This window comes from Sporomusa sp., from assembly GCF_035561155.1.
Taxonomy (GTDB): Bacteria; Bacillota; Negativicutes; order Sporomusales; family Sporomusaceae; genus Sporomusa.
In genome coordinates this window covers 32,069-56,770 of record NZ_DATMYD010000155.1, presented here as the reverse complement: position 1 = coordinate 56,770, position 24,702 = coordinate 32,069, and the positions used below count along the sequence as shown (strand labels likewise).

The 24,702-nt window shown below is 44.3% G+C and carries 25 protein-coding genes and 1 pseudogene; 19 read left to right on the top strand and 7 right to left on the bottom strand.

Annotated elements, in window-relative coordinates; translation table 11 throughout:
* Window positions 1–404 precede the first annotated feature (404 nt).
* The 6 genes from VN447_RS21440 (at window position 405) to VN447_RS21415 (ending at window position 4,080) form a co-directional block, all read left to right on the top strand.
* Window positions 405–1,025 carry an HD-GYP domain-containing protein gene (locus VN447_RS21440; RefSeq protein WP_325528167.1) on the top strand — a complete coding sequence of 207 codons (621 nt, stop codon included), beginning with the start codon at window positions 405–407 and terminating at the stop codon, window positions 1,023–1,025.
* A gap of 186 nt (window positions 1,026–1,211) precedes the next feature.
* The gene (locus tag VN447_RS21435; protein ID WP_325528165.1) at window positions 1,212–2,276 is read left to right on the top strand and encodes an AI-2E family transporter; all 1,065 of its coding nucleotides are present in this window, start codon (window positions 1,212–1,214) and stop codon (window positions 2,274–2,276) included.
* 55 nt (window positions 2,277–2,331) lie between these two features.
* Window positions 2,332–2,535, top strand: a complete 204-nt coding sequence (locus tag VN447_RS21430) for a 4-oxalocrotonate tautomerase family protein (RefSeq protein WP_325528163.1) — start codon at window positions 2,332–2,334, stop codon at window positions 2,533–2,535.
* 254 nt (window positions 2,536–2,789) lie between these two features.
* Entirely contained in the window at window positions 2,790–3,332 is a 543-nt protein-coding gene (locus VN447_RS21425; RefSeq protein ID WP_325528161.1) for an NADH peroxidase, read from the top strand.
* Between the two features lie 15 nt (window positions 3,333–3,347).
* Window positions 3,348–3,668 carry a DUF1540 domain-containing protein gene (locus VN447_RS21420; protein WP_325528159.1) on the top strand — a complete coding sequence of 107 codons (321 nt, stop codon included), beginning with the start codon at window positions 3,348–3,350 and terminating at the stop codon, window positions 3,666–3,668.
* A gap of 166 nt (window positions 3,669–3,834) precedes the next feature.
* Complete coding sequence (locus tag VN447_RS21415; RefSeq protein ID WP_325528157.1) at window positions 3,835–4,080, top strand: hypothetical protein; 246 nt, start codon at window positions 3,835–3,837, stop codon at window positions 4,078–4,080.
* 128 nt (window positions 4,081–4,208) lie between these two features.
* Here the strand turns inward: VN447_RS21415 and VN447_RS21410 are convergent, their stop codons facing one another.
* Together VN447_RS21410 and VN447_RS21405 are read right to left on the bottom strand one after the other, a co-directional pair.
* Complete coding sequence (locus VN447_RS21410) at window positions 4,209–4,850, bottom strand: dienelactone hydrolase family protein (protein WP_325528155.1); 642 nt, start codon at window positions 4,848–4,850, stop codon at window positions 4,209–4,211.
* A gap of 23 nt (window positions 4,851–4,873) precedes the next feature.
* Window positions 4,874–5,776, bottom strand: coding sequence for a radical SAM protein (locus VN447_RS21405; RefSeq protein WP_325528153.1), 903 nt, complete (start codon window positions 5,774–5,776; stop codon window positions 4,874–4,876).
* Between the two features lie 231 nt (window positions 5,777–6,007).
* Between VN447_RS21405 and VN447_RS21400 the strand changes: the two genes are divergently transcribed.
* The 9 genes from VN447_RS21400 (at window position 6,008) to VN447_RS21360 (ending at window position 15,018) form a co-directional block, all read left to right on the top strand.
* Window positions 6,008–7,732, top strand: a complete 1,725-nt coding sequence (locus VN447_RS21400) for an NADH-dependent [FeFe] hydrogenase, group A6 (protein WP_325528151.1) — start codon at window positions 6,008–6,010, stop codon at window positions 7,730–7,732.
* Between the two features lie 297 nt (window positions 7,733–8,029).
* Entirely contained in the window at window positions 8,030–8,236 is a 207-nt protein-coding gene (locus VN447_RS21395) for a hypothetical protein (protein WP_325528149.1), read from the top strand.
* 202 nt (window positions 8,237–8,438) lie between these two features.
* The gene (locus VN447_RS21390; protein ID WP_325528147.1) at window positions 8,439–9,428 is read left to right on the top strand and encodes a LacI family DNA-binding transcriptional regulator; all 990 of its coding nucleotides are present in this window, start codon (window positions 8,439–8,441) and stop codon (window positions 9,426–9,428) included.
* A gap of 15 nt (window positions 9,429–9,443) precedes the next feature.
* Entirely contained in the window at window positions 9,444–9,746 is a 303-nt protein-coding gene (locus VN447_RS21385; RefSeq protein WP_325528145.1) for a hypothetical protein, read from the top strand.
* Window positions 9,747–9,892: 146 nt separating this feature from the next.
* A complete protein-coding gene (locus tag VN447_RS21380; protein WP_325528143.1) occupies window positions 9,893–10,369 on the top strand; it encodes a YhcH/YjgK/YiaL family protein in 477 nt (158 codons plus the stop codon).
* 20 nt (window positions 10,370–10,389) lie between these two features.
* Window positions 10,390–11,403: a Gfo/Idh/MocA family oxidoreductase gene (locus VN447_RS21375; protein WP_325528141.1), complete on the top strand. Its 1,014-nt coding sequence runs from the start codon at window positions 10,390–10,392 to the stop codon at window positions 11,401–11,403.
* 15 nt (window positions 11,404–11,418) lie between these two features.
* Complete coding sequence (yiaK, locus tag VN447_RS21370) at window positions 11,419–12,420, top strand: 3-dehydro-L-gulonate 2-dehydrogenase (RefSeq protein WP_325528139.1); 1,002 nt, start codon at window positions 11,419–11,421, stop codon at window positions 12,418–12,420.
* 62 nt (window positions 12,421–12,482) lie between these two features.
* Window positions 12,483–13,496, top strand: a complete 1,014-nt coding sequence (locus VN447_RS21365; protein ID WP_325528137.1) for a zinc-binding alcohol dehydrogenase family protein — start codon at window positions 12,483–12,485, stop codon at window positions 13,494–13,496.
* 220 nt (window positions 13,497–13,716) lie between these two features.
* On the top strand, window positions 13,717–15,018 hold the full coding sequence (locus tag VN447_RS21360) for an MFS transporter (protein WP_325528135.1): 1,302 nt from the start codon (window positions 13,717–13,719) through the stop codon (window positions 15,016–15,018).
* Between the two features lie 179 nt (window positions 15,019–15,197).
* Here the strand turns inward: VN447_RS21360 and VN447_RS21355 are convergent, their stop codons facing one another.
* Window positions 15,198–16,190, bottom strand: a complete 993-nt coding sequence (locus VN447_RS21355; RefSeq protein ID WP_325528133.1) for a Gfo/Idh/MocA family oxidoreductase — start codon at window positions 16,188–16,190, stop codon at window positions 15,198–15,200.
* A 135-nt stretch (window positions 16,191–16,325) separates the two neighbouring features.
* On the opposite strand from VN447_RS21355, the gene VN447_RS21350 reads away from it, so the two are divergent.
* From VN447_RS21350 to VN447_RS21340, 3 genes are all read left to right on the top strand, one after another.
* Entirely contained in the window at window positions 16,326–18,704 is a 2,379-nt protein-coding gene (locus tag VN447_RS21350) for an ATP-dependent DNA helicase (protein WP_325528131.1), read from the top strand.
* Between the two features lie 121 nt (window positions 18,705–18,825).
* Window positions 18,826–20,256: a DEAD/DEAH box helicase gene (locus tag VN447_RS21345; RefSeq protein ID WP_325528129.1), complete on the top strand. Its 1,431-nt coding sequence runs from the start codon at window positions 18,826–18,828 to the stop codon at window positions 20,254–20,256.
* A gap of 149 nt (window positions 20,257–20,405) precedes the next feature.
* The gene (locus VN447_RS21340; RefSeq protein WP_325528127.1) at window positions 20,406–20,537 is read left to right on the top strand and encodes a hypothetical protein; all 132 of its coding nucleotides are present in this window, start codon (window positions 20,406–20,408) and stop codon (window positions 20,535–20,537) included.
* 196 nt (window positions 20,538–20,733) lie between these two features.
* On the opposite strand, the gene VN447_RS21335 is transcribed toward VN447_RS21340, so the two are convergent.
* The 4 genes and pseudogenes from VN447_RS21335 to VN447_RS21325 form a co-directional block, all read right to left on the bottom strand.
* Window positions 20,734–21,123 (bottom strand): hypothetical protein, encoded by a 390-nt coding sequence (locus VN447_RS21335; RefSeq protein WP_325528125.1) that lies wholly within the window; start codon window positions 21,121–21,123, stop codon window positions 20,734–20,736.
* Window positions 21,124–21,410: 287 nt separating this feature from the next.
* Window positions 21,411–22,133, bottom strand: a complete 723-nt coding sequence (locus tag VN447_RS21330) for a cache domain-containing protein (RefSeq protein WP_414714935.1) — start codon at window positions 22,131–22,133, stop codon at window positions 21,411–21,413.
* 50 nt (window positions 22,134–22,183) lie between these two features.
* Window positions 22,184–22,418 (bottom strand): annotated as a pseudogene (locus tag VN447_RS23335) (methyl-accepting chemotaxis protein); the annotation flags it as partial.
* 165 nt (window positions 22,419–22,583) lie between these two features.
* Window positions 22,584–23,573, bottom strand: a complete 990-nt coding sequence (locus VN447_RS21325) for an asparaginase (protein WP_325528121.1) — start codon at window positions 23,571–23,573, stop codon at window positions 22,584–22,586.
* A gap of 322 nt (window positions 23,574–23,895) precedes the next feature.
* Between VN447_RS21325 and VN447_RS21320 the strand changes: the two genes are divergently transcribed.
* Window positions 23,896–24,675 (top strand): hypothetical protein, encoded by a 780-nt coding sequence (locus VN447_RS21320; protein WP_325528119.1) that lies wholly within the window; start codon window positions 23,896–23,898, stop codon window positions 24,673–24,675.
* Window positions 24,676–24,702 lie beyond the last annotated feature (27 nt).

The following is a 24,702-nucleotide window of genomic DNA, read 5'->3' as shown; positions in this document are numbered from 1 at the left end:
CCGCTCTAAGACTCCCATCTTTCCTGTGCCCTTTAGGGTATACAAGTGGGAGTTATACCCAAAGGGCACAGGCGAGCGGCTAAGTCCCTGGATAAGGGCGACTAACCTTCAGATGGGGTTAAAACCCCACCTGAAGCTAAGTCTACTTTATATTCATACTATAATTCGAATAACGATAAATAAAAAATATCTATTTATTATGATACGATAGCTATAAGCAATCGTTAGTAAGTTGGACTCTGCGTCTAGAGAGGTAGCGTCTCCGGTGAGTCCATTGCCGATAATGAATATTTGCAATGGATTCGGTATTAGCAGGAATGATTTAACAGAATGCAGAATTAATTAACAGATTTTGGAGCGATCCAAAATCTGTTATTAATTATTAATATTATAGGTGAGAGAGAATGCATAATCCCAAGCAGGTCAAACTTTCTATAATAAATAAAGTGAATATGGAGGCTATAGAGGAGTTTTGCCGACAGGTCTATTATTGTGATCCATATACCTCAATGCATGCAGAGCATGTGGCTGAACTTATGGCCGGACTAGCAAATCAAATGTGCATGTCATCTGATGAAATCAACCTTGCTTTTATTGTGGGTTTAATTCATGATGTCGGCAAAATAAAAACGCCTGGCGATATTCTTACTAAGCCCGCTAGGCTTACCGATGACGAATTTGAAATTATGAAACAGCATGCTGAGCACGGGGCAGATATGCTAGCCATCATCGAAGGCGCGGAGGCTGTTGTTCCTATTATGCGCCACCACCATGAAAGACACGATGGCAAGGGTTATCCTAGAGGTCTTTCCGGCGAAGACATACCCTTGCTAAGCAGAATGCTTGCGATATGTGACACTTTTGACGCGATGACCACGAACAGATGCTATCGGAAGCCGGTTACTTTAGAGGAGTGTATCGAAGAGATTAAAAGGTGCTCGGGGACACAATTTAACCCGGTCATCTGTAAGTTGTTTATTGAATTTTTAAAAGATAGGTTTGGCTTTATGATAGATGGCAATTAGGATATGTAGGGTTACGGCAGGACATATTACTGAATGCATAGAAAATACCCATTACTTACCTTCTAAGGAAGTTATGGGTATTTTGCTTCCGTTGGGCGGATCTTAGCAAAGTAACACATACACGGCTGATAGAAGTATGGACTAAGTAAAGGAAAGATCCAATATGTTATAGGTGGTGTGACAAGAGTGTTTGCGTTAAATTGGCTGACTGGTTATATCTTGGGGCTTATTTTTATTGTTGGAACCCTGTTCTTTGTTGCTGCTAAGCTTGGGGTTACCTTGTTTATTGCCCTACTATTAGTTTTACTTTTGCAACCAATCAAAAAGAGACTGGAGAGAAAGTTTTCGCCTGGGGTGGCCTCTTTTCTTGCGCTAATTTTGCTTTTAGGTAGTGCCGCCATACTTATTAGCTGGATTCTCAATCAAATGCTACCTGGATTTAAACAGTTTGCGTCAACTGTGCCGCACCTTGTAAATCAGCAGACGCTAGGTGCATGGCTGGTTTCTTTGAATCTTCCTCCTGAGATTATGGAATACACCAACCACTTATTAAATAATGCCACAGAGTTTGCTGTTACCGCAGTTAAGAGCTCTTTAGTGCCTGCAGTCCAGGCGTTGTCTGGGGTTGTTGAACTTATAGGGGTTCCGTTCATTGTATTTTATTTGCTAAAAGACGGGGATAAACTGCTTAATATGATAATATCATTTGTACCGTTACATGAGCGGGCACGGATCGCAAGTTTCTTTGGTGATGCTGCTTTTGTTCTTGGCGGATATATTAAAGGGCAACTGGCGGTTTGCCTTGTGTCTGGCATAACTGTTTTAATCTTTTTTATGATTGCCGGGCTACCACATGTTCCAGTCTTTGCCGCTATTTCTGCAGTTGGTGAGCTGATACCAGTTATTGGACCGCTTACTTCCTCTGTGCTGGCCATCGCAATCGCTTTATTATTATCACCGTCATTGGCTATAAAAGTAGCTGTTTTTTACTTTATTATGTTCAAGATAAATCACAATATTATATACCCGAATTTGGTTGGCAAGGCACTCTGTCTGCACCCTGTTGTAATAATGATTGGGCTACTGCTATTTGGTCATTTGTTTGGTGTCTTGGGTATGATGCTAGCTGTACCTACCATGGGTATACTGCGAATTATTCTAAAATATGTACTGCCAACGTTTCCTGATCCTGCCACCAACAATACTACTGATGAAATCAAGAGAATAGGGGATGAGAGTACATGTGAGTGAGCGTTTAATAACATGTAAAGACAGTACTGAATCATATTGAATAGGAGGATTAATTGTGCCGTACGTAAATATAAAAGTAACCCGTGAAGGTGTAACCAAAGAACATAAAGACAAGCTCATCAAGGGAGTGACACAGCTGCTCCAGGATGTCCTGGGGAAAGACCCTAATACAACAGTTGTCGTTATTGATGAAGTGGATGTGGATAACTGGGGGATGGGCGGAGAATCGATAACCGCTTACCGGCAGCGAAAGAAGTAAACCGTAGATCACGGAAGATTTGTTGCCCGCTTTAGATAAACAACCAGAGGCTAAGGAAGCTATTAAACAGTGATGGTAAAAAATAAGAGTATATTCGGGGACTCCCCAAAAGTTTTACCTTGTCATGAGGTAGAACTTTTTTATTTTGTTAGATAAGACTTGTACACGGTAAACCCGGTATTAAATATAAAAAAAAGTCTAACACTATCTTGTAGATCGTTATGTTTCATTCTAATAAATCGGGAGGAACACGGATGAAAAAATTTATTTGCACGGTTTGCGGGTATGTTCATGAAGGGGAAGAAGCACCTGATAAATGTCCTGTTTGTAAGGCCAGTAAGGATAAATTTAAAGAAATGACAGGAGAATTAGCGTGGGCAGATGAACATCGAATTGGAGTTGCTAAAGGCATTCCAGAAGAAATGTTAGATGCGTTACGGGCTAATTTTACGGGGGAATGTACTGAGGTAGGAATGTATCTAGCCATGTCTCGTCAAGCAGACCGGCAAGGTTACCCGGAAGTGGCTGAAGCATACAAGAGAATTGCCTTTGAAGAAGCCGAGCACGCCGCTAAATTTGCTGAGATCCTGGGTGAGGTGGTGGTGGCAGATACAAAAGCGAATCTAAGTGCGAGAGTGGAGGCAGAGTATGGTGCCTGTGATGGTAAAAAGAAGCTTGCGACATTAGCTAAACAACATAACTTTGATGCCATCCACGATACCGTTCATGAGATGTGTAAAGATGAAGCCAGACATGGCTGTGCCTTTAAGGGCTTGCTGGATAGATATTTTAAATAAAAGGGAGGCATAAAAATGGCTAAAATTAATTGTGAAGTGAGTAGCTGTTCGCACAATAAATCTTTTGTATGCTACGCAAATTGTGTTGATATAGTTGGCAGTTCTGCTAAAGAAGAGCGTTTAACTGCTTGTGGTGCTTTTTTGAACAAACTTCTTTACTCTGAGCTTACAAACAATGTATTGAGCTCAGGTTCGTGTGACTGTCTAAAATGCACGGTTGAGACCTGTACTTATCATAGTAACAATTTATGTACATTAGACAACATCCAGGTAAGTGGAGGAACTGCTGAATATTACACACACACAGCGTGTGCTAGTTTTAAACTGAAAAGCTAGCCTGTGTAAATAAAGAGACGTATAAAGAATATATGATGAGCATTTCATGTATATCAGTAGGTGTTCTGGCGTAAAGTCTATAGAGGTAATTGATTCTGAGCGTCTGCTCTGTCGCCACTATTGTCTTAGGATAGGTCAGCTAGAATTGTAACGATGGGGTGGTTTTATGTCGCTACTAGCCCACATTGGAGCTAATGAACTTGGGGCGCTTGCAGCTATTCTGGCAATAATATTGGCTGACGATCTAGACGCAGATGAGCTCAATACGCTTGGAAATTTCACCGTTGCCCTAGGAAGCATAATGCTTGTTATAGCCGCCCAAAAGCAGTTTCTGAAAGCACAACAGGAAAAAGATTCAACGAAAGCACAACAAGAGAAAGACTCAACTGAGAGGAAACAATTCAACAATTAATAAAGAGAATTGAAAAACTGGAGACGTCTACTAAGAGTAAGAGTGCTAATGCAGGCGCCTCGTAGGAAATAAAGCCAAACAAAAAAAGATGGCCTCAGCCGTAGGGCTGAGGCCATCTTTATGTGTTGCTAGGGCAGCGAGAACGACGTATGAAACCACTCGGCAGCATGTTTGGCAACTTGTTCTAGCGTACCGGGCTCCTCGAATAAATGCGTAGCCCCTGGCACAATGATAAGTTCCTTTGTGAATCGTAGTTGGGCAAAGGCATCTTCATTCAGCTCTATCACCCCAAAATCATTACCACCCACGATCAGTAGAACAGAGGCTATTACCCGGCTTAAGTCATTGCCTGCCAAGTCCGGCCTTCCGCCCCGGGATACGACCGCACCTATTGACGAGTCTTTGGCTGCCGCTTTTAAAGCCGCCGCTGCACCGGTGCTTGCTCCAAAATAGCCTACAGGCAAACCCTGAGTTTGTGGGTTGTTTTTTACCCAGTCAGTCGCTGTGATTAGCCGCTGCGTCAGTAAGTCGATATCAAACCGTGTCTCATAATTTCTATCCTCATCAGGAGTCAGCAAGTCCATGAGTAAAGTGGCCAGCCCATTATCATTGAGGATACGTGCGACAAAATTATTGCGTGGGCTATGACGGCTGCTGCCGCTGCCGTGGGCGAAAAGTACGACCCCGTACGATAGGGGCGGTATATTAAGTGCTCCTTCGATTACTGCTTTGCCTGCAGGGATTCTCACCAATTCAGCTGTTTTGTTCAAAATTACCCCTCCAAATTAACGTACTAAGCTAGCCGGAAGTGGGGGCTGGCTTTTTTCGCTGCTGTTAAGGCTGCCTGATATTCGCTCCTGCTAATAGGCCGGTTGAGCCCGGGATAGCTGCCTGCTTTAAATTCGGGATAGTATTGATCCATGATGTTGATATAAGAATAAGGCGAAATTTCTTGGGCGATAAACCTCATGATTTCATCAGTTGCTGCCAAGTTGCCTGGCAATACAAGATGCCGGATGATAAGACCGTGACAGGCGATCCCCTTATCGCCGACTACAAGATCACCTACTTGGCGGTGCATTTCTTTTATAGCCGTTTTAGCAATATCAGTGTAAGCATCGATGCAGGATAACTTTTTCCCTACAGTAGGGTCGGCGTATTTAAAATCAGGCATGTAGATGTCAATGATGCCGTTAAGTTTTTCCAGGACAGCTTTTTCATCATAACCACCACTATTATAGACCAAGGGTATGCGAAGACCCCTGTTAGCGGCAGAAACTAACGCCGCAATAATCTGTGGGACATAATGTGATGGGGACACTAGGTTAATATTGTGACAGCCTTGCGACTGGAGATCGAGCATAATGTCTGCCAGTTCTTCCGGCGATACCTGCTCGCCCTGACTGTGACTGGTGTCCCAATTCTGACAGTATACACACCCCATGTTGCAGTGGCTGAAAAAGATCGTACCTGAGCCGTAGCGGCCCACTAGCGGCGATTCTTCACCCGAATGGGGCCCGTATCCACTAATTTCAGCATGCCAGCCTGCGTGACAATACCCCAGCTCGCCTTTAAGCCGGTTAACGTGGCAGTGATGAGGACATACAGTGCAGTCCTCCAGCAGGGAAACGAGTTCCAGTGCCGTGCGCTGCAGGCTTTTTTCCGGACATGTGATATAACTTGGATAATCGATCACGCTTTTTCCCTCCATTCACTATTACTATACCGACAACTACTATAAGCTATACAAGCGTGTTATGAACACGCCAGTTGGGTCTTTTAGCTTAGGTTGGCGTGCATGCAAATTCTTCCTTGTATCAATGAACCTGCTAACAAAATACTAGTAATAGTATTAAACAAAATGCGTTTTCGTAGCAGGTTGAATTTGGGCTGAACCTAGCGCATTGTATAGTAGGGGCGTGATACTGTGGATTTGGTGAATATAACTATTGACGGGCAACAGGTACAGGTACCTAAAGAGTCTACTGTGTTAGAAGCTGTACGCGGTATTGGAATAAAAATTCCAACTTTGTGCTACCATCCTGAATTTAGACCCGAAGGCTCATGTCGAATATGTTTGGTGGAAGTAGCTGGCGCACGCAGCCTGGTAGCTTCTTGTGTTTATCCAGTTAATGAGGGAATGGTAGTTAGGACTAATACTAGTGAAGTTCGTGAAGCCCGTAAGGCTGTGGTTGAGCTATTGCTTGCTAACCACCCGGAAGAGTGCCTTTCTTGTCAACGAAACTTAAATTGCGAGTTGCAAAAAATTGCGGCCGATTGCGGTATCCGCAAAATCAGGTTTGATGGGGAAAAGAAGGATTACCCGGTAGATGCCGCTAACCCGGCGCTTGTCCGTGACCAAAACAAATGTGTCTTGTGTGGCCGCTGTATCAGGGCCTGTAGTGAGCGGCAGGGCGTTCATGTTTATACGTTTGCTAACCGTGGGTTTAATACTACTGTGGTTCCTGCTTTTAATGCAGGCCTGCATGAAGCAGCTTGCACCTTTTGTGGGCAATGTGCTAACGTATGTCCAACAGCAGCCATTGTTGAGAAAGATGATACTAAAGAAGTATGGGAGGCTTTACAAGATCCTAAGAAACACGTAGTTGTGCAAACCGCGCCGGCGGTTCGGGTGGCATTAGGCGAAGGTCTTGGAATGTCGAGTGGTAGTATTGTGACAGGTCAAATGGTAGCTGCTTTAAGACGTCTTGGCTTTGACCGGGTTTTTGATACTGTGTTTTCGGCCGACGTTACCATTATGGAAGAAGGTTCAGAGTTTATTGAACGGTTGACTAAGAACGGGCCACTGCCGATGATTACCTCGTGTAGCCCTGGCTGGGTAAACTATGTCGAACTTATGTACCCTGACCTGCTCGCTCATCTGTCTACAACTAAGTCTCCACAACAGATATTCGGTGTGTTGGTAAAAACTTATTACGCTGAGAGAGTCAAGATTGATCCCCAGGATATTATATCTGTATCGATAATGCCCTGTACGGCAAAAAAGGTTGAAGCCGGGCGGGAGGAAATGAAAGCAAGCGGATATCAGGATGTTGACTATGTTCTTACAACCAGAGAGCTAGTCCGGATGATCAAAGAGTCCGGGATTGACTTTAATAGCCTGAAATCAGAAGAATTTGATGCCCCGTTAGGGATTTCCAGTGGGGCGGGGGTTATCTTTGGTGCTACTGGCGGGGTAATGGAGGCAGCTCTTAGGACAGTGTCAGAGGTGTTAACAGGCAAGCCTTTGGAGTGTGTCGATTTCCATAATGTACGCGGGCTTAGCGGCATGAAGGAGGCCGAAGTTCATATTGGTGATAAGACTGTTAAGGTTGCGGTTGCTCATACATTAGCCAATGCGCGTATCATCTTGGACAAGATCCGAAATGGAGAAGCCGATTATCATTTTATCGAAATCATGGCTTGCCCCGGCGGTTGTATTGGTGGTGGCGGTCAACCAATATCTACTTCCCCTGATATTCGTGAACAGCGTATGGCGGCTATATATGAATGTGATAAATGTGCGGTTATCCGTAAAGCACACGAAAATCCGGCAGTTAAAGAACTATACGATACATGGTTAAAAAAACCGCTCGGCGAGAAATCGCATCACTTACTGCATACTCATTATCATGCGCAAGTACGTAAGTAGAAATAAACTCTATCAGACGCTATATGATAAAGAAGACAGGGAGATTTAGATCTTCCCTGTCTTTTTACAATAGTCTGGTAAGTCCAAGTTTACGTTATCAATAGTACGAACAATTGGAATCCATTTTGCTCATATATTCCTACTCAATACTAGTGAATAGTGCTGTGAATTGATTCTATCCCCTATGCAATCAGGAAAATGTCTAGTATAATTCAAAGGGCAGAACATAGATTGCTTTTTCTAGCAATCCATGTTTTTCTTAATTGTTATAGTAGATGAATCAGGGAGGGTATTTTAGTGGCTCAAGACATTCTCGATCAAAATGATGCTAACACGAAGAAAGTAAACTGGGAAGCCTTCATCAAGCAGGACGCACTTAATTTTCTGATGGCACATAATCTGCAGTCCATTACTGTTGACGATGGTGCAGGCAAGAAAGGCGTCATTAAGCGGACATCCAAAGGAGAACTGTCGGTTCAGATTACTTCCAACGAAAAGCTGTAAAGAAAAGTTAAATGCCCTTAACTCCTGCCATTTAGGTTGACAAAGAGTTAAGGGCATTTTTTTAACTAGCTGAAACTTATGTTGATGCGTAGGAGCGCCGATTGGTATTGAAGGCCTGTTGGCGAGAACTATGGACGTGATTGTGATATAATACATACAGGATTATGCAGGTGCGGGTTGGGCGTTCGCTGAAGGAGGAACAATGAATATATATGATATTGCGCGTGAAGCCGGAGTTTCTATTACAACCGTTTCACGTGTAATTAACAACAAACAGAATATTAGCGCCAAAACCAAAGAAAAAGTAGAAACTATCCTGAAAAAACATAACTATACACCCAACGCTTTTGCGCGGGGGCTTATGTCCAGCTCTATCAAGTCAATCGGGGTAGTTACAGTCGATATTCGTGATCCTCATTACGCCAATACAGCGTTTACTATTGAACAGGATTTTAGTAAACTGGGTTACAACGTAATTTTATGTAATACAGGTGGCAAGACAGATGAGAGTATCAATTATTTAAGAATGCTGATGGAAAAAAAAGTGGATGGGATAATTCTCATTGGCTCGGTTTTTAATGACCAACAGGTCAGAAAATATGTGTCAAAACATGTGCGGAATTTGCCGATCGTGTTGGCTAATGGATACTTAGCTGTGGATAATAGCTACTCGGTGCTGGTGGATGACTTTTATGGAATTTCTTGTTGTGTAGAACACTTATATGCAAAAAAACATACAAAGATTATATATATTAAGGATGCGGAGACATACAGTGGTGAGCGCAAGCAAGCCGGGTTTATCGCGGCAATGAAAGAACATGGTCTGCCAGTCGATGATACATCAATCATAAAAGTACCACGTGGCCTTGAAGGGGGCTATATGGCAGTGGCGAAGTTGGTTGATGACGGTAAAGACTTTTCTGCAATCATATTTGGCGAGGATATCACTGCAGTCGGTGGGATAAAAAAGTTGAAAGAATTAGGCCGGCGTGTGCCGGAGGATGTGGCCGTCACAGGTTTTAATAATTCTACTTTTGCAAAATGTTGTGATCCTGAACTGACAAGTGTAGATAACAAGGTTGAAACTGTTGCCTCATTAAGCGCTAAAATGTTGCATGATTTGATTGAAACTAAAAATGTATCCTCGACCATCATGATTCGACCAGATTTGATAATACGAAAAAGTACCTGATAAAGAAAACATGACTTGCGCCGAGCCTTTGGCGACAGCGTAAGCCGATGTTGCCCTTATCCAGGAGAAAGATATGCTTTCTATCAGGATAAAAAAATTTATAATCAGAAAAACCCGGATAATGGTGCCGGGTTTTTCTTTTTGGCCTGCGTTTTATTAACTGCAAAATATTCTGCCAATCTAACAGATAAAATGCAAGCGGTTTCAATATTGAACTTGTTGGTTAAGCGGGAGAAGAAATTAATAAAATTTTACAAAAATACACTTAAAATTTCTAGTCTGTCTAAAAGAGGAAAAATAGCGTTAAATCAAGGGTAATATAAGAAGATTAGGGTGATTTAGCCTAATTGAGATAAAATAAAAAATCTATTGAAAAGTAGAACTATTCTATGTATAATAAAGATAATTATGAAAGCGCTTTCAAAAATAAGCAAGTATTACTTGAAAAAGGTGTGTGAAAAATTATGTTTTATGGAAATGTGGCACAAACCGACGATATGGAAAAAAAGTATCCGGCCCCTATTGTCAAGGCCATCGCTTATCTTAAGAGCAAGCAAAATGAGTTTTTGTCGATGCCGACCGGGGTATATAAAATTGAAGGCGAGGATATTTTTGCGCAGGTATTTGATACCGAAACTAAAGATAAGGCGTTGGGCCGGCCGGAAGTACATCGTAAGTATATTGACGTGCAGTTCTCTGTACAAGGAAAAGAAAAGATTGGTTTTGCCGTAGATACAGGCAATAATAAAGTAGCGGAAGAATTGTTGGAATTGCGTGATATTATTTTTTATGAGCAGATGGAAAACGAGATGGAGCTTGTTATGCAGCCAGGCAGCTTTGCAGTATTTTTCCCGGAGGATGTCCACCGGCCGGGCTGCGAGCATGGCGGATCAGCTTCGATTCGTAAGGTGGTAGTGAAAGTTAATACAGCAATACTATAAGTCTTGGGAGGATTAACATTATGAAAACTATTCGCTGGGGCATGATTGGCTGTGGGGCTGTGGCCGAAGTCAAAAGCGGCCCAGGTTTCTATAAAGCAGATCATTCTGCTTTAGTTGCTGTAACCGGTGCTGATTTGGAACAGGTCAGAAGCTACGCTGCCCGTCACCATGTTCCTAAAGTGCACGAAAGTGTTGATCAATTGATGCAGGACGACGAAATCGATATTGTCTATGTGGCTACCCCGCCCGCTTTTCATAAGGAATATGCCATTCGTTGTATCCAGGCAGGTAAGCCGGTTTATATCGAAAAGCCTATGGCGCAAACGTATGAAGGCTGCCGGGAAATTGTTGAAGCTGCCCGCAAAGCTGGTGTGCCGGCGTTCGTAGCGTATTACCGCAGGGCTATGGACCGGTTTGTTAATGTGAAGAAGCTGCTTGACAGCAAGGTGATTGGCGAACTCCGCTTTGTAAATGTCATGATGGCTCAACAGGCTGCCCCAGAGGATTATAACAGGGAGAACCTGCCGTGGCGGTTGATTCCGCGAATTGCCGGCGGCGGCAAGTTTTTGGATATGGCGATTCATACCATGGATATTCTGGATTTCTGCTGTGGCCCGTTTGCTGAGGTGAATGGTAAAGCGTCCAATCAAGCAGGTCTTTATGAGGTGGAAGATATCGTGACTGCCAACTGGAAGTTTGCCAACGGCGTGCACGGGACAGGTACCTGGTGTTTTACCAGTTTTGAGAATGTCGATCAGGTGGAATTTGTCGGCAGCCAAGGTAAGCTGTGGTTTGACTTTTTCGGACAAGGCCCTATTCAGGTGAAAACCGGGGATGGAATAGTCAAGTATCAATATAACGATCCGCCTCATGTACAGCAGCCGTTTATTCAAAGTATTGTAAACGAATTGCTGGGTATTGGGGAGTGTCCGGGAAATTTGGAAAGCGCGGCCCGGGCAAGTCGGGTAATGGACGAGATACTGCGTGGTTACCGGCAGGAAAAAGGCTTTGATAAGTTATACCAATTTAATTGAAAGCGGTGTTAAGTGATGAGAATAGCTTTTGCTGAAATGCAGGCCGAATTTAAGCGTGTGCTGGTTAACAGAGGGTTCAGTGACGAGATGGCGGCCGAGTCGGCGCGATTGATGACTGAAACTAGCTGTGATGGCGTATATTCCCACGGGGTAAACCGGTTCCCACGGGTGGTTGAGTATATTGACAAGGGGTATATTGACGTGAAAGCCGTTCCCACTAAAATCGATGGGATTGGTGGTTTTGAGCGCTGGGACGGGAATCTCGGAATGGGCAACATTAACGCCCAAAAATGCATGGACCGGGCTATTGAATTAGCGCGTGAATATGGCATCGGGTGTGTGGCAATTAAAAATACCAATCATTGGCTGCGGGGCGGCGCCTATGGATGGCAGGCTGCCGATGCGGGCTGTATTGGGATTTGCTGGACCAACACGCAGCCCAACATGCCTGCCTGGGGAGCAAAGGACAGAAGAATAGGGAACAATCCTCTGATTGTGGCCGTCCCGCGCAAAGAGGGGCATGTTGTAGTTGATATGGCCATGGCGCAGTTTTCTTATGGAAAGATGGAAAATTGCAAGATAAAAGGAGAATTACTGCCTGTGCCCGGTGGCTATGATCTTGAGGGTAATCTGACATGTGACCCGGCGGCCATTGAAAAAACCTGGCGCGTGCTGCCAATTGGCTATTGGAAGGGTTCGGGTTTATCCATTCTGCTTGATTTGACGGCGACCTTGCTTGCTGGCGGAAGTTCTTCATATCAGGTTGGTCAGCTTGGCGGGGATGAGTATCAGCTGTCACAAGTATTAATCGCCATCGATGTAACAAAAATTGCCGGCGACGCTTTTCTTGAGCAGGCCGTAAACGAAGTATTGGCAGACGTTAAAGCCTCCGTCCGGGTCGATGAGGACAAAGAGGTTTTATATCCTGGCGAGCGGGTGCTTAAGATCAGGGCCGAACACCTGAAAAATGGTATCCCGGTCGATGAAGGTGTCTGGAATAAAATTAAATCGCTGTAGTTAGTACAGTTGCCAAAGTTGCTGCGGTGACTTTATTGATAGCAGGGAAGGAGACCAAGCAAATGAAATGCATTTGTTTAGAACAACCAGGAAAAATCGGGGTTAAAGAGATCGCCGAGGTGTCCCGGCAGGAAGGTGAGGCTCTAATTCAAGTAGAGTCGGCCGGTATCTGCGGTTCAGATGTCGGTGCGTTTCGGGGCAGTAATCCGCTGGTCACTTATCCGCGGGTGATCGGACACGAAGTAGTTGGCACAATACTGGAGATTGGCGAGAACGAAACTGGCCTCAAAGCTGGTGACCGGGTTATTGTTGATCCATACATTTACTGTGGGCAGTGCTATCCTTGCAGCATCGGCCGGACCAACTGCTGTGAGAAGCTGAGGGTTATCGGTGTGCATATTGATGGCGGCATGGCTGAACGCATCGTCCATCCGGCCCGGATGCTTCATAAGGTGCCAGATTCCATTCCGCTTGAACTGGCGCCGATGGCTGAGCCGCTTACGATTGCTCTGCATGCACTGCATCGTACTCGTACTAAGGCAGGTGAGCATGTTTGCATCATTGGTGCGGGGGCTATCGGGCTCTTAATGGCGCAGGCTGCACTGACTTATGGGGCATTTCCGATTGTGTTGGATGTGGTGGAAGAGCGGCTGGCATTTGCCCGTAAACTTGGTGTGCAGCATACCATTCTTGCCGGGGTGGAGGATGCCAAGAAACGAATCAAGGAGATCACCGGCGGCCGGATGGCGGAAATTGTGGTGGAAGCGTCTGGAGCCAATGCGGCTGTTCGGGGGGCAATTGATTATGTTTCCCATGCCGGCCGGATTGCCTTGACAGGTTGGCCTAAGGTTGAGACCAGTATGCCAACCAGCTTGTTTACCTTCAAAGAGGTGGATATCATGGGTTCGCGGACAAGCGCCGGTGAGTTTGGCGAAGCGCTCGCTTTGATTGCGAACGGTCAGATTGATGTTCGGCCGATTGTAAGCAAAGTGGTCAAGTTTGCGGAAGTACCTGATAGCGTACAAGAACTATCAGAACACCCGGAACGGTATTTAAAAATCATCACGCTGTTCTAATGCTCGCAATACAAAGGAGGATGAATGCCTTTTATCCGATGACTAACCCGCTCTAAGACTCCCATCTTCTACAAGTGGGAGTTAAGAGCGGCTAAGTCCCTGGATAAGGGCGACTAACCTTCAGATGGGGTTAAAACCCCACCTGAAGCTAAGTCTACTTTATTAGCAGCGTTGGGTGGTGTCCTGTTCCCGGTTGAAAATTGAAAAGAGGGTGTTTGTAATGAATGAACAAATTCGTAAAATACCTAGTGGGCGCTGGCTGCATATTTTACCCCCCATAATGATTGTCTGCATTATTTCCTATATGGATCGTGTTAATATCGGCTTTGCCATGCCTGGCGGGATGAATGCTGAACTGGGGATGACGGCCAGCATGGCTGGTTTTGCAGCAGGTATCTTCTTTATAGGTTATCTGTTTCTACAGGTTCCGGGCGGTCAGTTTGCTGCCAAACGCAGCGGTAAAAAGTTTATTACTTTTTCCATTGTATTCTGGGCAGTGATTTCTGTTTTGAGTGGGCTTATCACCAGCGTCAATCAACTACTGGTTCTTAGGTTTTGTCTAGGCGTCGCCGAGGGCGGGATGCTGCCGGTAGTGTTGACAATGGTCAGCAATTGGTTCCCCAATGAAGAACGGGGCCGGGCCAATGCCATTGTTATCCTGTTTGTGCCTATAGCTGCTATCATTACAGGACCTCTTTCCGGATATATAATTTCTACGTACGACTGGCGTTGGCTGTTTATTGTCGAAGGATTAATTTCGCTGCTTGTTCTCATTCCCTGGCTGCTAATGGTAAGCGACCGTCCGGAAGAAGCTGCGTGGATTAGTAAAGAAGAGAAAGAATATATTCAGGGTAAGCTGCGTGAAGAGCAAGAAGCAGTGGCAAAAAGCAATATAAAGCAGGCAGCTCTGAAAGATTTGCTGCCCAATGTAACCATGTGGAAGTTGATTGCTTTGAATTTCTGCTACCAATCCGGGATTTATGGCTTCGGTTTGTGGTTGCCGACCTTGCTTAAGAATCTGACCAAAACTGGTATGGCCCAGGTTGGCTGGTTATCCGCGTTACCGTATATTGGTTGCATTATTGGTATGTTGCTAGTTTCTAATATCTCCGACCGGACGGGGCGCCGGAAAGAATTCGTCATTATTCCCTTGATTGGATTTGCCTTGTGTCTCCTGTTGTCCGTCCAAAGCCAGGAGTATATCTGGGTGTCATATGCTTTTCTAGTGGGGTGCGGCTTCTTTTTGCAGGCGGCGGCTGGCGTGTTCTGGACTATTCCCCCCCGTTTGTTTAGCCCCGAAGTCGCTGGAGGTGCCCGTGGTGTCATTAATGCGCTTGGTAATCTTGGTGGTTTCGTCGGACCGTACATGGTTGGCGCGTTGATTCAGGCATACAGCTACAATGTCGGGGTTTATAGTCTTGTTGGTATATTGTTCCTGGGAGCGGCCATTACTACCCTACTGCCTAATTCAGTGCAAGCAGATCCCCGAGGCCGGGAAGCTCGACCTGTTTTGCGTTCTTGAAATTCGTACGAGCGGCTCCAGGCGCCTGTAGCAAAAGGCACTAAAAGCGAATAAGTCAATTAGAAAAAGGATTCCGTATTAAGCGGAATCCTTTTTCTAATACTGGGCTTGCCTGTTTGATACAGGACTTGCAACAGTGGTGTGCGAATATATATGATTGCCGGTCCTGGGAAACAGGCTTAAGCCGGGGCTGCCTCGCAAGGGAATGTCAGCCCCCAGTCTGAACGTGCTTTATCCATCAAGCGCATTACATCAAGGGTGTTTTGATGAGTCATTATTGTGCTTTCTAGTTTTTGGGATATCAAACATTTTTCCGTTTCTCTTATCTGATACTCAAAACCGTTAATCTCAAAAGGTGACTCCACAGTGTAGCGGGTGCCATCGCTTTTTTCTATTGTAAACTCCTGCAATGCTGAGAAGTTTGGGAGTACAATATGGCCTTTTGTACCAAAGAGTACAGCCTGTGGATCAATAATTGAGCCGATCGTTGTAATTAAGTGGGCTGTTGCTTGGTTTTCATACTCCAGCATGATGCTGTTGAATTTATCTGTGCCATACTCGCCAATAATTGCACTTGAGTATAGATGTTTAGGATGGTAACCTAGAAGCATGGCTGCAACACCAAGAGCATAAACACCAATATCCAGCAGGGCGCCGCCTGCAAGCGCAGGGTCAAACTTTCTTGCATACCTTGCCCCGGTTGGGGCAAATCCGTATTGAGCTCTGAAGTGTGTTAGCTCACCAATTTCACCTTCAGCAATGGTTTTATTAAGCAATTGATAAGCCGGAAGGAACTTTGTCCAGAAGGCCTCCATAATAAAAAGCTTTTTCTTTGCAGCCAGCTGTGTAAGTGCAGCTGCTTGGGCTGCGTTGACTGTAAAGGACTTCTCACATAGAACATTTTTGCCATTCTCTAAACAAAGTCTTGCATGTTCATAGTGCAATGAATGCGGGGAGGCAATATAGATAACATCAATTTTAGGATCACGGACCAGGTCTTGATAAGTTCCATAGGCTTTAATGTTATACTCATTAGCAAACTGATTCGCAGTTGCTAGGCTACGTGAAGCGACTGCCAACAGCTTTCCACAATCGGTCAGCTGAGAAATAGTGGACGCAAACTTTTTAGCGATTGTACCTGTTGAAAGAATACCCCAATTTATCTGTGTCATGATAAAAGCCTGCCTTTCAGCAATGTGTTTTACCTTAACTTACAACAATTACCTAAGTACGTCAACTGTGACAATGGGGAGAGCGCTTTTAGATTGATAGAACTAAACAATACTGAGGCCGAAGGGTAATAATATATGTCTGCAAATAAAGTGATCAAGACTTCAGTGAGGAATCTAGTTGAGTTTGTGCTCCGGTCCGGAGATTTGGTAGCAACCTTTACCGGTAGTTCACGTATGGTCGACGGGAGTAAAATTCACCGTAAAATTCAACAGTCTCAAGGTTCGGAGTATGAGTCGGAGGTAAGCCTATCTATAGTAATTGAGCGGCCTGACGTGATATTGCAGATCAGCGGGCGTGCCGATGGCATCATTACAACAAAAGATGAAACAGGCCTTGAACAAATAACTGTTGATGAGATTAAGTCAGTTACTCAGGACCTTGAAACAATTGAGGAAGGATACAACCCGCTGCACTGGGCGCAGGCTAAGTGCTACGCTTATATCTATGCCGCACAGCATGGCCTTGCGCAGATTGGTGTCCAGATTACCTACTGCCAGGTGATAACATTAGAAATTAAGATGTTTAAACAAAGTTACTCTGCGCTAGAGCTAGCCGATTTTTTTGACTCACTGGTAACCGAATATGCTATGTGGGCTAAGCGGCTTGGTGACTGGGTAGCAATACGGGATGCCTCTGCCGAACTGTTGCAATTTCCTTTTTCAGCATTTCGCCATGGCCAGCGGCAATTGTCTGTTGCTGTTTATAAGACGCTAAGTAGGGGGCTTAAGCTCTTTGCTCAGGCACCGACAGGCACAGGCAAGACCATGGCAACCATATTTCCTGCTATTAAGGCCTTGGGGATAGGGCATGTGGAAAAGCTGTTTTTTCTCACGGCTAAGACAGTAACCCGGCAATTAGCAGAAGAAGCGTTTGCCCGGCTGCGGCAAGCCGGTTTGAGATGTAAAACGCTGACACTTACAGCCAAGGACAAAACATGTTTTATGCCTGAGGCGGCTTGTACACCCGAGGAATGTCCCTATGCTGAGGGTTATTATGACCGGATTAACCTAGCCCTGCATGACTGTTGGCAGCGGGAAGCCTTTACTCGTGAAGTCATCGAACAGTATGCCCGGGAGCATCGGGTTTGCCCCTTTGAGTTGTCGCTGGACTTGGCTTTTTGGGCTGACGCCGTCATTTGTGACTATAACTATGTATTTGACCCCAGGGTCTATCTGAAACGATTCTTTTATGAAAATAACGGACAATATTGCTTTCTTGTTGATGAGGCGCATAATCTTGTTGACCGGGCCCGGGACATGTTTTCAGCAGAGTTAACGAAGCAGAGCTTTCTTGATTTAAAGAAAAACGTTAACAATAAACTTCCCCCGCTTGCTAAAGCTGCTGGCAAGATAAATACGTTTTTGTTGAAGAGCGGAAAGCTGTGTATAGAAAAGTCTGCTGTGGGAGAATCAGACTATTGTGTGAGAGAACAGCCGTTCACCGATATTCTCCCATTGTTGAGAAAGTTTATGGATTTAGCCGAAAAGTGGTTGGCAAAAAATGAACCGGCAGATTTTCGTGAAGAACTTTTAGATATTTATTTTAAGGTCAATGCTTTTTTGCGGACCTCCGAGACGTATGATGAACGCTATGTGACGTACGTCGAGAAAATGGACAAGGATATAAAACTAAAACTGTTTTGTGTTAACCCCTCGGAATTATTGCGGCAGGCTGTTCAGAGGGGGCGGGCGGCAGTCTTTTTTTCCGCTACGCTCACCCCGCTTAATTACTTTTCAGAAGTATTAGGCGGCGAGGAAGGGGACGGTAAAATAACAGTACCTACGCCGTTTGACCATAGTCATCTAAGCCTCTTAGTCGCCGACAATATCAGTACTACTTATAAAACAAGGGAAAAGACCTATGAGGTGATTGTCGACAGTATAGCAGCTGCAATCGGAGCAAGAGCCGGAAACTACTTAGTATTCTTGCCTTCCTACCGGTATATGGAGGAAGTGTACCAGCGGTTTTCCTTGAAAAACCCGCTAACAAGGGTAATTCGGCAAATGGGTGAGATGACTGAAGAAGAACGTGCCGGGTTTCTGGATCAATTCTCCAGTGAGAACACAGATACACTTGTGGGCTTCGCTGTCCTTGGAGGCGTATTCGGTGAGGGCATTGATCTAATCGGTGAGCGGCTTGTCGGGGCTGTTGTCGTTGGCGTGGGGTTGCCTAAGGTTTGCCTGGAGCGGGAGATTATCAGGCAGTGGTTTGATAAGGATAACCGCCAGGGGTTTGAGTATGCCTATGTCTATCCGGGGATGAACAAGGTCTTGCAAGCAGCAGGGCGAGTAATTCGTACCGAGTATGACCGGGGACTGGTTCTCCTTATTGATGATCGGTTTTCGCAATCAAGGTATAAGCGGCTCTTTCCGCCAGAATGGCAGGGGGCCGTACGCACGAACAGTGTTAGTAGGATTGCCGATGAGGCAAAAAGGTTTTGGATGATGGGATAGAGGATTAGGATAGCTTGGTTAGGCACAAAATAAATAAAGCTTTCTATTAAATACACTGCAGACAGCCATAAAAGCTGTACGGCAGCTATAAGGGAATTTTGCGAGAATGGGGTTTAATATTATGGGCGGATTTAGTGAAGAAATAGGAAAAGCATTAGCAACCTTAGGGTATGAAAGCCTGACAGAGGTTCAGGAGCAGGTGATACCCCTGGTATTTGCAGATAAGGACATTATCGTGAAGTCACAGACTGGCAGTGGCAAGACAGCCGCTTTTGCAATCCCGGTCTGTGAAAAGATAGAAGTCGAGCAAAGGAACCCGCAGGCCTTAGTCCTTACTCCGACGCGAGAATTAGCGGTACAGGTAAAACAGGATATCTCTAATATAGGAAGGTTTAAGAAAATAAGGTGTGCTGCTATTTTCGGTAGGCAACCGATGGCGGTACAACAAAGAGAGCTAAAACAAAGGGTGCATATTATCGTCGGTACACCTGGCAGAACGTTTGATCATATTACAAGCGGCAATATCAACTTGGCCGAAATCAAGTATCTGATTATCGATGAAGCAGACAAAATGCTGGACATGGGCTTTATCGAGCAGGTTGAAGCAATTATAGAAAAGTTGCCTAAAGATAGGGTCACCATGGTGTTTTCGGCAACAATGCCTGATCAAATCCAAAAAATATGCGGTCAATATATGACAAATCCGGTGAAGCTGGAGGTTGAATCGGAAAACCCTACTACAGAAAAAATCCAGCAGGGCTATTATGAGGTTGAAGAGAATGACAAGTTCAAGCTTGTCAAAAAAATAGTGGTTACTGAGAGGCCGGATAGCTGTATTCTGTTTTGCAACACGCGAGAAAAAGTAGAGGTTCTAGCTGAAAAACTAAAAAATGCAGGCTATCTCTGTGGAAGCTTGCATGGTGGGATGGAACAAAGGGATCGGTTAACGACAATTCAAGGATTTAAAAGAGGTGAGTTTCGATTTCTGATCGCCACTGATGTAGCTGCAAGAGGTATTCACGTAGCAGAGATAGCTCTTGTGATCAATTATGATATTCCTGTAGATAATGAAAGCTATGTTCATCGAATTGGCAGGACGGGGCGAGCGGGAAATGAGGGTACCGCAATTACCCTTGTGACCCCGGCTGAACGTAGAACCTTAGCTGAAATAGAAGAATATGTTCAGTATAAGATACCTAGGTTAGAACTGCCGACAGCCGAAGCGGTTGAGAGAGGCAAAATGATTTTTGAGAATAGTAAGGCTAAGCCTATTTTCAAACCTGATATAGGTGAAAAAATAAATCGAGAGATTACCAGAATTCGTATTAATGCCGGGAAAAAGACGAAAATGAGACCGGGAGATATACTGGGAGCCATCACTAATATTGCTGGGGTCAGTGCCGAAGATATTGGTATTATCGATGTTCAGGAGACTTGTTCTTATGTAGAGATCCTTGGGGGCAAAGGCGGCCTTGTGATGGATGCTCTCGAAGCTACAAAGATCAAAGGGAAGATATATACCATAAAGAAAGTAGGCTTTCGTAGTATTTGATGCAAGCCGCAGCCCTGTCGCCTATAGACAATAAGCGGCAAAGAAAAAAGAAATTCTATCCTATAGTGAAGCTTATAAAATGTATACAATAGATGCGTTGCGTTGTAAAATATAGTTGTAACTCTATGTTGGTAAAGGAGGAGCTCTCAGTGGATTTACTCACTCTTCTACAAGAAAAAAAGAAAAAAGCAAACGAAAACAATAAGCCATTCCCAAAAGCAAGTAAGGCAAAAACTACAAACAATAAAATGCCCATGAGGAAAAACGGAAGGGGCAAATAAAAAAACGCCTACAGCATATGAAATCCGTGCTGTAGGCGTTTTCTTATAACTTAAACCTCGATACGCGATTACTACCTGAAGCCCTGAGTGTTTAAATCCAGGGCTTTTTATCCTTTCTTTTTTCTTTTAAGAAAGGTCAATTATACTTGTGTAAGGATAGATTCGTTAAATGATCTAATTTCTTTTTTGTCTACTACTACTTAATTGCTGCTTTAAGCTCCTCAATAAGATCAGCGAGCGGCAAATTCGATTTCTTGCTGGTATCTATCATTCTATCCACTAATGATGCGACGGTGGCAGCCGTCATATCGCCACGCAGGAACAGCACAATGATAACAATAATAATTATTAATAATAGTGAAATTAAGGGGTCAGCAACAGCGATAGCTAGTGAATTTCCGCATTTTTCCATATGATTGGTTACTGTATCGGTTTCGGTTTCGGTTTGGCTCTGCGCTTGTGCTTGTAATTGTAACTGCGCCTGTAATTGCGCCTGTAATTGTGCTTGTGCTTGCCATTGATCTTGATATTGCTTTGCTATAATGGTCGCAATTCTTTCAACTTCAAATTCAGGTAAACAACTCAACTTAATCACTCCTAACATATTAATTTACTAGGTATCTACTTTATGTTATTCATATATATTATGTAGTGTTACTATATGAAAAATATTGGTTGGGGCGGCGACCAGGCTGGGGCTCACTTATTGGCCAGGGATGCCGATAGGGCGTTAATTGCCGTCTGAGTTGTAGCCAGGGCTGTGTCCGCAGAAAGCGAGAATAGAAAAAACGCCTACAGCATATGAAATCTATGCTGTAGGCGTTTTCTTATAACTTTAAACCTGGATATGTGCTAGTTTGAGGGAAAGCCAAGTTATATTGTCTCACTGATTATGGCAGACCAGTTCTTTCCTTTGTAGGCATTATAACCGCGTGTATGGGCATACCCATAAATTTTAGTATTGCCACGATTGTCTTTTTCAAGGGTGTAACCGTATGCTGCGCCTTTCATAGCTCGTTGAGCCGCTTCAAGGCTGCTTAAGTTATCTGTCAAAATGCCCTTGCGGCTTGGGCAGGCGATAACATAGCCGTCCTTGTTGATGATGGCTATATCACCCCTCTTACCGATGCGGGCTGAATCCAGGATGTCATAAATGTATTCCCAGTTAAAACGAGATGAAAAATAGCCGATAATCTCGCCGGCATCGCTGCGAACAGGACAGGAATAGGCAACTGTATGGCGTTTTTCCACTGAAGAAAAATACAGATCAGTTACAGATATGGCTTTAGCGGCCTTAACCTCTTGAAACCAGCTCCTGTCGGACATCTTTTCACCAATAAGTTCACGGCGTATGCCAGCTGCTACTATCGTTCCTTCGGAATCGAGCACATATAAATCAAAATAGACTTCGTAAATCTCAACAAGTGTTTTTAATAGGTTGTTAGCCTGTTCAATACGATCAGCGGCGGTCGAACATAAGGCATTCTTTACTTGCGAAAAACCAGCCCAGGCTTGGGCATCACAATTGCGCTCAAAGAGGTTACGGTCAATTTTGTCTATTGTGTCATAAGCAACGTCGGCTGTTCGTACGGCCATGACTTCATTAGCTTTGGCCTGGATGTTTTCAATAATCATAGTACTTTCTTTAGTAGAAGCAAAGCTGCGAGTGGCCAACTTTTTAATTTCATCTGCTACAACGCCAAATCCCCGGCCTGCTTCTCCAGCCCGTGCCGCTTCGATGGCTGAGTTTAATGACAGAAGGTTGGTTTGTTGAGCAATTTGCTGGATTGTACTAATTACTTTGCTCATTTCATTATTAGCATGTTTAAGCTCGCTGAGTAGAATGGATGCATCAATAATATTGTTGTTATCACCAGACATATGTTCTCCCCCTCAAAACAAAGATGCCTGCCCGTCTAACACGGGCAGGCATCATCGCCATACGTATTTATATTGTAATGGTAATAGAATTGTCAGTCAAGCTATGTAACATAACTATATTCTCTGTTATTTACAAAATGTCAGATGAAGCTCAAAGACAATTTTCTAGTATGTCCAGAACATGTTTTGAATTTCAGCCGGATTGCTTGTCTTCATTAATGAAAGCATGAGCAGGATTCTGGCTTTTTGAGGGCTAAGAGTATCAGCTACTACGAAGTTGTTTTGGTCATCATCTAGAGCTCCATTCCGGGTAACTACACCATTGCCAACCCGGGTACCACGCACCACGACAATGCCTTTGCGCTGAATATCGCTGAGAACATTCTTCATTTGCTGAGACATATTTCCGTTACCAAGCCCGGCATAAACAAGACCTCTGGCACCGGCCGCTACAGCCGCATGTGCCAAGGTACCACTATCATTGACATGCCCGTAAATAATATCAACCTGGGGCAGCTTTGTAATGCCGGTGATATCGAACTCTGCCATATAGGTATGCTTACGTGTCGGCATACGATAGAAGTGGGGATGGCTATCAACTATATAACCCAGGTATCCGAGCTCAGGGGCCTTGAAGGTGTCTTGGAGCGCGGTGTTCGTTTTGGTTACATCACGACTGCTGTTAATGGTATCATTTAACGCAACAAGAACTCCTTTACCTTTTGCCGAAGAACTTGTTGCTAATAGGATAGCATTATATAGATTCATAGGTCCGTCAGGGCTAATTGCGGTGGCCGGCCGCATAGCTCCTACCAGCACTACCGGCTTTTCGCTTTTTATGACTAAATTCAAAAAGTAGGCAGTTTCTTCAAGTGTATCTGTTCCATGGGTTACAACGACCCCGTCAACAGTTGGCTGGTTTAACAAGGTGTTTATGCGGTTTGCCAGCTGAAGCCAGATATCGTGGCTCATATCTGCACTATCTACTTGTGTGATTTGTTCACTGGTGATAGTAGCAATGCTTTGTATTGAACCAATTTCATTCAATATCTCTTCAATTGACACTACCGCCGGCTGATAGCTGACAGTATCAGTAGGAAAGTGGGATACCCCAGCAATAGTTCCGCCAGTAGCAAGTACTGTAATATTTTTCATAATCCCAACCCTTTCGCTGAGTTATTCCACTATAATGATACCATATAATTCAAGGCAGCTATATACTATTTTAGCGAGGGTCAAGAAAGAACTTGTAAAACCACAAAACCCCATAATACTGTATTCGTGGATATTGTTTAATTGAATACCTCTTTTATATGGGTTGATTTTGTTGGCGGGTTTAGCTTATCATTGTCATAAGTAAATAACATTTCTTGGAACAGGCGTGGGTTTGCGTCACGTTTCGCAATGTATACCGCCCAACCATTGTTTGTCTAGTGGCTGATAATTGGGTAATAATAACCTTAGTGGAGGTGCTGACATGTATTCAGAAAGAGCATTTATTGTAGTAACCCCTTATGAATCCAGGCGATTAATTGCCAAAGCGGTTGTCCAGCTCCCTGAGATTAAAGAAGCATTAACCAATGGATGGATAGTTGTGGCAACAGGGAGTACTAACGGCTATGTCGCGGAAGAACTGCTTGGCAGTCCCCTGATTAAAGAAAATTTTATTTCAGGTCACATAACATTGGGAGAAACGTGGAACACCCCGGATAATCCTGATTATATTTTCCCTATTGTGTTACACAAGGGAGTCCGTAAAGATATCAGAGCCGAGCAGGCGCTTGAGCTGTTTTCTGACAAGGATGTTTTTATAAAAGGGGCAAATGCTGTCGATAGTCAATTTAATGCGGCAGTTTTTATGGCACATCATGCCGGGGGAACAATTGGTTCTGCCTTAGGTACCTTATATGCCCGTGGAGCCCGGCTAATAATGCCTGTAGGTATGGAAAAAATGATTCCTAGCGTAGCCGAAGCTGTAAAACATAGCGGTAATAGAAGCTACACATACAGCACCGGCAGCCCAATCGGGATGATGCCGATCATCAATGCAGTGGTAGTAACTGAAATCCAGGCGTTAACTACCCTTTTCGGCGTTCAGGCTTACCATATTGGGTCAGGGGGGATTGCGGGCTCGGAAGGTTCAGTCGTAGTAATCATTGAGGGTGAAGCAGAAAAGGTTAAAAAAGCATTCGAATTTGTGCAATCGATTAAAGGTGAAAAACCCCTGCTGCGCCCAAATGGTACTCCCAAGCAGTAGGTTATGTAATAGTTGTAAGGATATAGC

Coding starts and splice junctions, on each gene's coding strand:
- VN447_RS21350 (WP_325528131.1), top strand. CDS start 16,326: ATGTCTGCAAATAAAGTGATCAAGACTTCAGTGAGGAATCTAGTTGAG.
- VN447_RS21425 (WP_325528161.1), top strand. CDS start 2,790: ATGAAAAAATTTATTTGCACGGTTTGCGGGTATGTTCATGAAGGGGAA.
- VN447_RS21380 (WP_325528143.1), top strand. CDS start 9,893: ATGTTTTATGGAAATGTGGCACAAACCGACGATATGGAAAAAAAGTAT.
- VN447_RS21420 (WP_325528159.1), top strand. CDS start 3,348: ATGGCTAAAATTAATTGTGAAGTGAGTAGCTGTTCGCACAATAAATCT.
- VN447_RS21330 (WP_414714935.1), bottom strand. CDS start 22,133: ATGGCCGTACGAACAGCCGACGTTGCTTATGACACAATAGACAAAATT.
- VN447_RS21415 (WP_325528157.1), top strand. CDS start 3,835: ATGTCGCTACTAGCCCACATTGGAGCTAATGAACTTGGGGCGCTTGCA.
- VN447_RS21440 (WP_325528167.1), top strand. CDS start 405: ATGCATAATCCCAAGCAGGTCAAACTTTCTATAATAAATAAAGTGAAT.
- VN447_RS21325 (WP_325528121.1), bottom strand. CDS start 23,573: ATGAAAAATATTACAGTACTTGCTACTGGCGGAACTATTGCTGGGGTA.
- VN447_RS21360 (WP_325528135.1), top strand. CDS start 13,717: ATGAATGAACAAATTCGTAAAATACCTAGTGGGCGCTGGCTGCATATT.
- VN447_RS21320 (WP_325528119.1), top strand. CDS start 23,896: ATGTATTCAGAAAGAGCATTTATTGTAGTAACCCCTTATGAATCCAGG.
- yiaK (WP_325528139.1), top strand. CDS start 11,419: ATGAGAATAGCTTTTGCTGAAATGCAGGCCGAATTTAAGCGTGTGCTG.
- VN447_RS21375 (WP_325528141.1), top strand. CDS start 10,390: ATGAAAACTATTCGCTGGGGCATGATTGGCTGTGGGGCTGTGGCCGAA.
- VN447_RS21345 (WP_325528129.1), top strand. CDS start 18,826: ATGGGCGGATTTAGTGAAGAAATAGGAAAAGCATTAGCAACCTTAGGG.
- VN447_RS21365 (WP_325528137.1), top strand. CDS start 12,483: ATGAAATGCATTTGTTTAGAACAACCAGGAAAAATCGGGGTTAAAGAG.
- VN447_RS21390 (WP_325528147.1), top strand. CDS start 8,439: ATGAATATATATGATATTGCGCGTGAAGCCGGAGTTTCTATTACAACC.
- VN447_RS21355 (WP_325528133.1), bottom strand. CDS start 16,190: ATGACACAGATAAATTGGGGTATTCTTTCAACAGGTACAATCGCTAAA.